A 6,681-nucleotide genomic window follows, 5' to 3' on the forward strand; every position below is an offset into this window, starting at 1 on the left:
TCGTTACATGTGGTTTAATTAGTAAGGGCAGCAGTATTTTACTGAATAAACCGGACTAAGGGGAGAGAATATAGAAGCGAATTATACTGACTTAGGATTCTCGGATAAAATGGGTCTTAAATTAAGAATGTTAGTAGAAAACCAATTAAGTGAAGAATACTTCTCAGGAATTAATATATGTGATGAAAGAGATACACATTCCAGAGGGCTGGATGGAGTTTGTTTACGAACCAACTTACCCCATTTTTTTATTTATTATTGGAGATTCCATACACACTTTAAAAGTGTGAAAGGGGAATTCCCCTTCACATTTTTAATAAAATACCGGTAAATATTCGGTCTACGTATAAGACTGAGTTATTAACTGATTGATAAGAATCATATCCAATAGCTGATTAGTTCGTGATAATCGAACACCCCAAAAGGTAGATTTTGATTCTGACTTTTAGGGTGCCTCTTACAATCTTTATTAAAATAGCTTAGTCCCCTTTTATCCCGCTGACGGAAACAGCGGTACATGGTTTCAGCTCCATTTCATTTGTTCTGATGGAATGGAATCCAGTCCTTTTCATGAGTGACGAAATCTCGAGGGAGAGCTTGGCAGCGTGTTTGATGGTGGCATCCTTTTGCCGGGGCTGGACGGTGATGGTGAGGCTTCCTCCAGTTGTCAAAAGGGCATGCAAACGGCTAAGGGAGGTTTCTTTTTCCTCCCACATAGGGAAACTGTTAACGCTGTATATACGGTTATATTGATTCTCTAATGGTACATCTAAAGCTGTTCCAAGCGTGATGGTGAGACGCCCGCTTTTCAGGGAGTCTTCATTTCGCTCTTTGGCCAAGTCTATCATTGCCTGTGATGGATCAAAGCCATCAAGACGGCATTTCGGGAAGGAAGAGAGAAGCATATGCAGCCCCTCACCTGGGCCAAATCCAATCTCGAGTACTTTATCTCCATTTACCAATCCGAGCTCCTTGAAGGTCCAATCATATAATACGCCATTTTCAACTGCCATGACCTTGCCTGCTGCTTTTCCAATCAATCCCTTTGGTTCTTTAAATTGCTTTGAAACGAAATCCTTCATACATCATTCACCTCATTCCCTTATTACCCAAATATGGGTGAGGGGTAACTTTCTGAGAATAATTTTCTAAATAAATTGAAATTACTGAAAATTTGTAGTAAATTTAATAAACAATCCAATATTTTCTTATCTAGAGAGGCGGAGGGACTGGCCCTGCGAAACCTCAGCAACCTGGACAAACAGTGTCCAAGGTGCTAAATCCAGCAAGCTTAGCTTGAAAGATGAGTGCCGTACATAACTGGGGCCTTCATTTTTGAAAGGCTCTTTCTTTATAATCGGACATCCATCTGCATACTCAAGGGGAGGGGAAAAGATGCGTTTACTAGAGAGACTTAAGGGGGAAATCCTTGTTGGAGATGGAGCGAGCGGTACATTGCTCTATTCCTTTGGGATAGATACATGCTATGAGGAATTAAATCTCACCAATCCAGAACGGATTGCCGAATTACATAAGGAATATATAGGAGCAGGTGCCGATCTGATTCAGACAAATACATTTGGAGCTAACTTTCACAAGCTGAAGCGCTACGGACTTGAAGGTGAGGTTGAGCGGATAAACAGGGAGGGAGTCAGGCTTGCCAAGGAAGCGGCAGCAGGCCGGGTTTATGTCCTTGGTACGATAGGCGGGCTACGCAGCGTACGGAAATCCGAGCTAAGCTTGACGGAGATTGGGACCTATTTCAAGGAGCAGCTGGATGCGCTTCTTCTAGAAGAGCCGGACGGTCTAATCCTGGAAACCTATTATGACCTAGAGGAATTATTATATGTCCTTGAGATAGCAAGAAAGCAAACGAATTTACCGATTGTCGCCAATATTTCCTTGCATGAAGTCGGCCTGCTTCAAAATGGCATGCAGGTGAAGGATGCCTTTGACCTGATCAAAGGAAAAGGAGCCGATATCATTGGGTTAAATTGCCGCATGGGGCCCTACCATATGATTCGTTCATTCGAGGAGGTGCCATTAAGAGAAGATGCCTTCTACTCTGCCTATCCTAATGCGAGTCTGCCCGACTTTACGGATGGCCGTTATGTTTACTCGACTGATGCAGATTATTTTGTCAGCGCAGCGAAACAGCTCGTGGAACAGGGTGTGCGGTTAATTGGCGGCTGCTGCGGGACAACGCCCGCCCATGTACGGGCCATTAAAAAGGGGATTCTTGGTCTTGTGCCTTTGACAGAAAAGAAGGAGGTCATCAGCCGAAAATCCCATGTCTACACCTATGATTTTCGACAGCCGGATAAAGAGACGATTTTAGGGAAGGTGAAGAAAGGGCCTGCTATTCTCGTAGAATTGGATCCGCCGAAAACGCTTGGAGTGGAAGAGTTCATGAAGGGGAGTCGATATTTGCACGAGATGGGGGCTGATGCCATTACGCTAGCGGATAACTCTCTGGCCTCCCCTCGCATATCAAACGTCGCGATTGCTTCCTTGCTGAAGGCTGAGCTGAAGAAGAATCCACTTGTCCATTTGACGTGCCGCGACCACAACCTCATCGGCTTGCAATCTCATTTAATGGGGATGCACACAATAGGGCTTAATGAGGTCCTAATTGTAACGGGAGATCCCTCGAAAATCGGTGATTTTCCAGGTGCAACCTCTGTCTATGACTTGTCTTCCATTGACTTGATTTCATTAGTCAAACAGTTCAATGCGGGTATTTCCTATTCGGGGAAATCGCTGGGCGGACAGACGAATTTCGAGGTGGCTGCGGCTTTCAATCCAAATGTAAAATATGTGGATAAGGCTGTTGTGAGAATGGAGAAGAAAATCCAGGCGGGAGCGGATTATTTCCTCACGCAGCCGGTATTTTCCGTCGAGAAAATTCGGGAAGTTTATGAAGCGACCAGGCATATTAAAGCCCCGATCTTTATTGGGATCATGCCGCTGACGAGTTACCGGAATGCCTCGTTCCTGCATAATGAGGTGCCGGGAATTACCTTGCCGGAGCCTGTGCTGCGTGCAATGGAAAAGGCAGGAACAGATGCGGAGGCATCGATGAGGGAAAGTCTCGCCATTTCTAAGGAGCTTTTGGATGCGGCGGCAGAATATTTTAACGGACATTATATTATTACACCTTTTATGAGATATGAATTAAGCGGAGAACTTGTGGCATACGCCAGCACGAAGAAATCAGTCATAAGCGGGGATGTGTTTGAACAATGAATTCACATAAATTAAGAGATTTACTGAATGAGAGAATTGTCATCCTTGATGGGGCAATGGGAACGATGATCCAGGCACTTAATCTGACGGAAGCGGATTTTGGAGGGGAGGAATATGATGGGTGCAATGAATATTTGTCCATCACAAGACCGGATGCAATTCGAACCATCCATGAGCAGTATTTGCTTGCGGGAGCTGACATTATCGAGACGAATACATTCGGTGCGACACCGATTGTCCTAGATGAATATGGATTAAGCCATCTTGCCTATGAGTTGAATGTGAAATCAGCCCAGCTTGCGAGAGAGGCTGTCGATGGTCTCGGAACAGAAGACGGGACGCGCTTTGTGGCCGGCTCAATGGGACCGACAACCAAGACCTTATCCGTAACCGGAGGAACGACATTTGAGACGCTCGTCGAATCCTATGAAACCCAGGTGAGGGGCTTAATTGACGGCGGAGTTGATCTGCTCCTCCTTGAGACCAGCCAGGATATGCTGAATGTAAAGGCTGCGTATATCGGAATGCAGAATGCCTTCGTCTCAAAAGGGAGAGAGCTTCCGCTGATTCTATCAGGGACGATTGAGCCAATGGGAACAACACTTGCCGGACAAACGATCGATTCATTTTATATATCGTCCGCCCATATGAATCCATTGGCGATTGGGCTTAATTGTGCAACAGGTCCAGAATTCATGGCCGAGCATCTGCGCAGTTTATCCGAGCTGACGCCAAGTGCTGTCAGCTGTTATCCAAATGCAGGGCTGCCAGATGAGAACGGTCAGTACAATGAAACGCCGCAATCCTTATCTAAGAAAATCAAGCAATTCGCGGAAAAAGGATGGATCAATCTTGTCGGCGGATGCTGCGGAACGACCCCAGATCATATTCGGGCTATTGCCGAAGCAGTCAAAGGGATTGAGCCCCGCAGAGCACCGGAGCCTCAAATGAAGCATATGCTCTCAGGAATTGAAGCGCTGACCTATGACGATTCCATGCGCCCATTATTTGTTGGAGAACGGACCAATGTTATTGGATCACGTAAATTCAAGCGGCTTATTAAAGAAAGGGCCTTTGAAGAGGCTGCCGAAATTGCCCGCGCACAGGTGAAAAAGGGAGCGCATGTCATTGATGTCTGTCTGGCTGACCCTGACAGCGATGAGGTAGAGGATATGGAGCAATTCATGAAGGTTGTCGCCAATAAAGTGAAGGTTCCCTTTGTGATTGATTCAACAGATGAAGCCGTCATTGAACGAGCACTTCGCTATTCCCAAGGGAAGGCCATCATCAACTCCATCAATCTTGAGGACGGGGAAGAGCGATTTGAGAGTATCATTCCGCTGGCGAAACAATATGGCGCAGCCCTTGTCGTCGGAACGATTGATGAGAAGGGGATGGGGGTAAGTGCTGCACGAAAGCTTGAGGTTGCCCGTCGTTCCTATGAGTTATTGACGAAGAAATATGGAATTCATCCGGAGGATATTATCTTTGATCCACTCGTCTTCCCAGTTGGAACGGGAGATGAGCAATATCGAAATGGAGCTGCCGAAACAGTTGAAGGATTAGCTGCCATCAAGAAGGAGTTCCCAGGTACACTCACCATCCTCGGAATCAGCAACGTTTCTTTTGGGCTTCCTTCTGAAGGAAGGGAAGTGTTGAATGCCGTCTATTTGTATCACTGCACGAAGGCTGGGCTTGACTATGCCATCGTCAATACAGAGAATCTGCAAAGGTTTGCCCTCATACCTGAGGAGGAAATCAAGCTTTCAGAAGGCTTGCTATTTCATAATTCTGATGAAACGCTCTCGAAATTCGTGGAATTTTACCGTACGAAGAAACCGGTGGAAAAAGAGCAGAAGGAAAAGCTGCCGCTTCTTGAGCGCCTTCCTGAATATATCATTGAAGGAACGAAGGAGGGACTGAAGGAGGATATTGATGAAGCTCTCACAGAAGGAATGGCCCCTCTTGATATTATCAATGGGCCGCTAATGGCGGGGATGGCCAAGGTTGGCGAGTTGTTCAATGATAATCAGCTCATCGTTGCTGAGGTACTTCAAAGTGCAGAAGCAATGAAAGCAGCTGTCTCCCAGCTTGAACCGCTGATGACAACGTCCGGTGATAAGACTGTTAAGGGCAAAATGGTGCTCGCAACCGTGAAGGGGGATGTTCATGATATTGGGAAGAACCTCGTTGACATCATCTTAAGCAATAATGGATACGAAGTCGTGGACCTGGGCATCAAGGTTACCCCTCAAACCCTTATCGAGGCGGTACGAAAGGAACATCCAACCATCATCGGTTTATCCGGTCTGCTTGTGAAATCAGCCCAGCAAATGGTCATAACGGCACAAGACTTGAAGGAGGCTGGAATCAATACGCCAATCATTGTCGGCGGCGCAGCCTTAACGAGGAGATTTACCACAAATAAGATTGCTCCAGAATATACTGGACCCGTCGTATATGCGAAGGATGCCATGAAAGGCCTTGATCTTGTAAACCAGCTGCATGACCAAGAAACACAAGCAGATTTCCTCAAGGAAATACTAGGAGAGAAACGAAAAACGAAAGAACCTGAGGCGGTTAAGGTAGCAGCCATTGAGAGTGCTGAAACACCTCTTAAGACGGTGCAGGACCAGTTAAGTCCGCCAGTACCAGAGGACTTAGAACGCCATATCCTGCGAGACTATCCGCTGAAGCAAGTATATCCATATATCAATAAGCAAATGCTTTTTGGACACCATTTCGGCTTAAAAGGCAATATTGATAAGCTGATTGCTGAGGAAGACCCAAAAGTGATGAACCTGCTATCCATTGTCAATGAAATTGTTGAACAAGACTTGATTAAGCTGCATGCTGCCTATCGGTTCTACCCTGCGGCAAGTAAAGGCAATGAACTGAAAATCTACTCAGACGAAAGCAGGACCCAGGTCATTGAAAGCTTTACCTTCCCGCGACAACGGAAGAATCCGTATCTGTGTCTGGCTGATTATGTGGCGGATGAAGAAGCAAATATACGTGATCATGTCGGCTTCATGATTGTCACGAGCGGCAAGGGAGTCAAGGAAATCGCTGATCAATGGAAGCGGGACGGAGAATATTTAAAGAGCCATATCATCCAGGCTCTCGCACTTGAAGCGGCAGAAGGATTCGCCGAACGGCTCCATCATATCATGCGGGATGCCTGGGGGATCCATGACTCCATCGATATGACGATGAAGGAGCGCTTTAGTGCCAAATACACAGGCCAGCGCTATTCATTTGGCTATCCGGCATGCCCGAATCTTGAAGATCAAGAAAAGCTATTTGGCCTTTTGAAGCCGGAGGACATCGGCATCCATCTTACAGAAGGATGCATGATGGAGCCCGAAGCATCCGTGTCGGCACTTGTGTTTTCGCATCCGGATGCCCGGTATTTTAATGTGGAGAGCCGGGGGT

Annotated in this window: 3 protein-coding genes and 1 riboswitch; of the genes, 2 read left to right on the forward strand and 1 reads right to left on the reverse strand. The window is 46.4% G+C overall.

The window, feature by feature from the left end:
• Positions 1 to 479: 479 nt before the first annotated feature.
• Positions 480 to 1,082 (reverse strand): class I SAM-dependent methyltransferase, encoded by a 603-nt coding sequence (locus ACI35L_RS14170; RefSeq protein WP_049670689.1) that lies wholly within the window; start codon positions 1,080 to 1,082, stop codon positions 480 to 482.
• Between the two features lie 123 nt (positions 1,083 to 1,205).
• A riboswitch (SAM riboswitch) is annotated at positions 1,206 to 1,310 on the forward strand.
• A gap of 85 nt (positions 1,311 to 1,395) precedes the next feature.
• On the opposite strand from ACI35L_RS14170, the gene ACI35L_RS14175 reads away from it, so the two are divergent.
• Together ACI35L_RS14175 and metH are read left to right on the forward strand one after the other, a co-directional pair.
• Positions 1,396 to 3,246 (forward strand): bifunctional homocysteine S-methyltransferase/methylenetetrahydrofolate reductase, encoded by a 1,851-nt coding sequence (locus tag ACI35L_RS14175; RefSeq protein WP_439803138.1) that lies wholly within the window; start codon positions 1,396 to 1,398, stop codon positions 3,244 to 3,246.
• Positions 3,243 to 6,681 (forward strand): methionine synthase (metH, locus tag ACI35L_RS14180; protein ID WP_439803139.1); only part of this gene is annotated, 3,439 nt, incomplete at its 3' end. The genes ACI35L_RS14175 and metH, both read left to right, overlap by 4 nt.

Source organism: Pradoshia sp., from assembly GCF_051873915.1.
Lineage (GTDB): Bacteria > Bacillota > Bacilli > Bacillales > Pradoshiaceae > Pradoshia.

What these genes read in the sequence shown, in the direction of transcription:
- ACI35L_RS14170 (WP_049670689.1), bottom strand. Translation starts at nt 1,082, where the DNA reads ATGAAGGATTTCGTTTCAAAGCAATTTAAAGAACCAAAGGGATTGATT.
- ACI35L_RS14175 (WP_439803138.1), top strand. Translation starts at nt 1,396, where the DNA reads ATGCGTTTACTAGAGAGACTTAAGGGGGAAATCCTTGTTGGAGATGGA.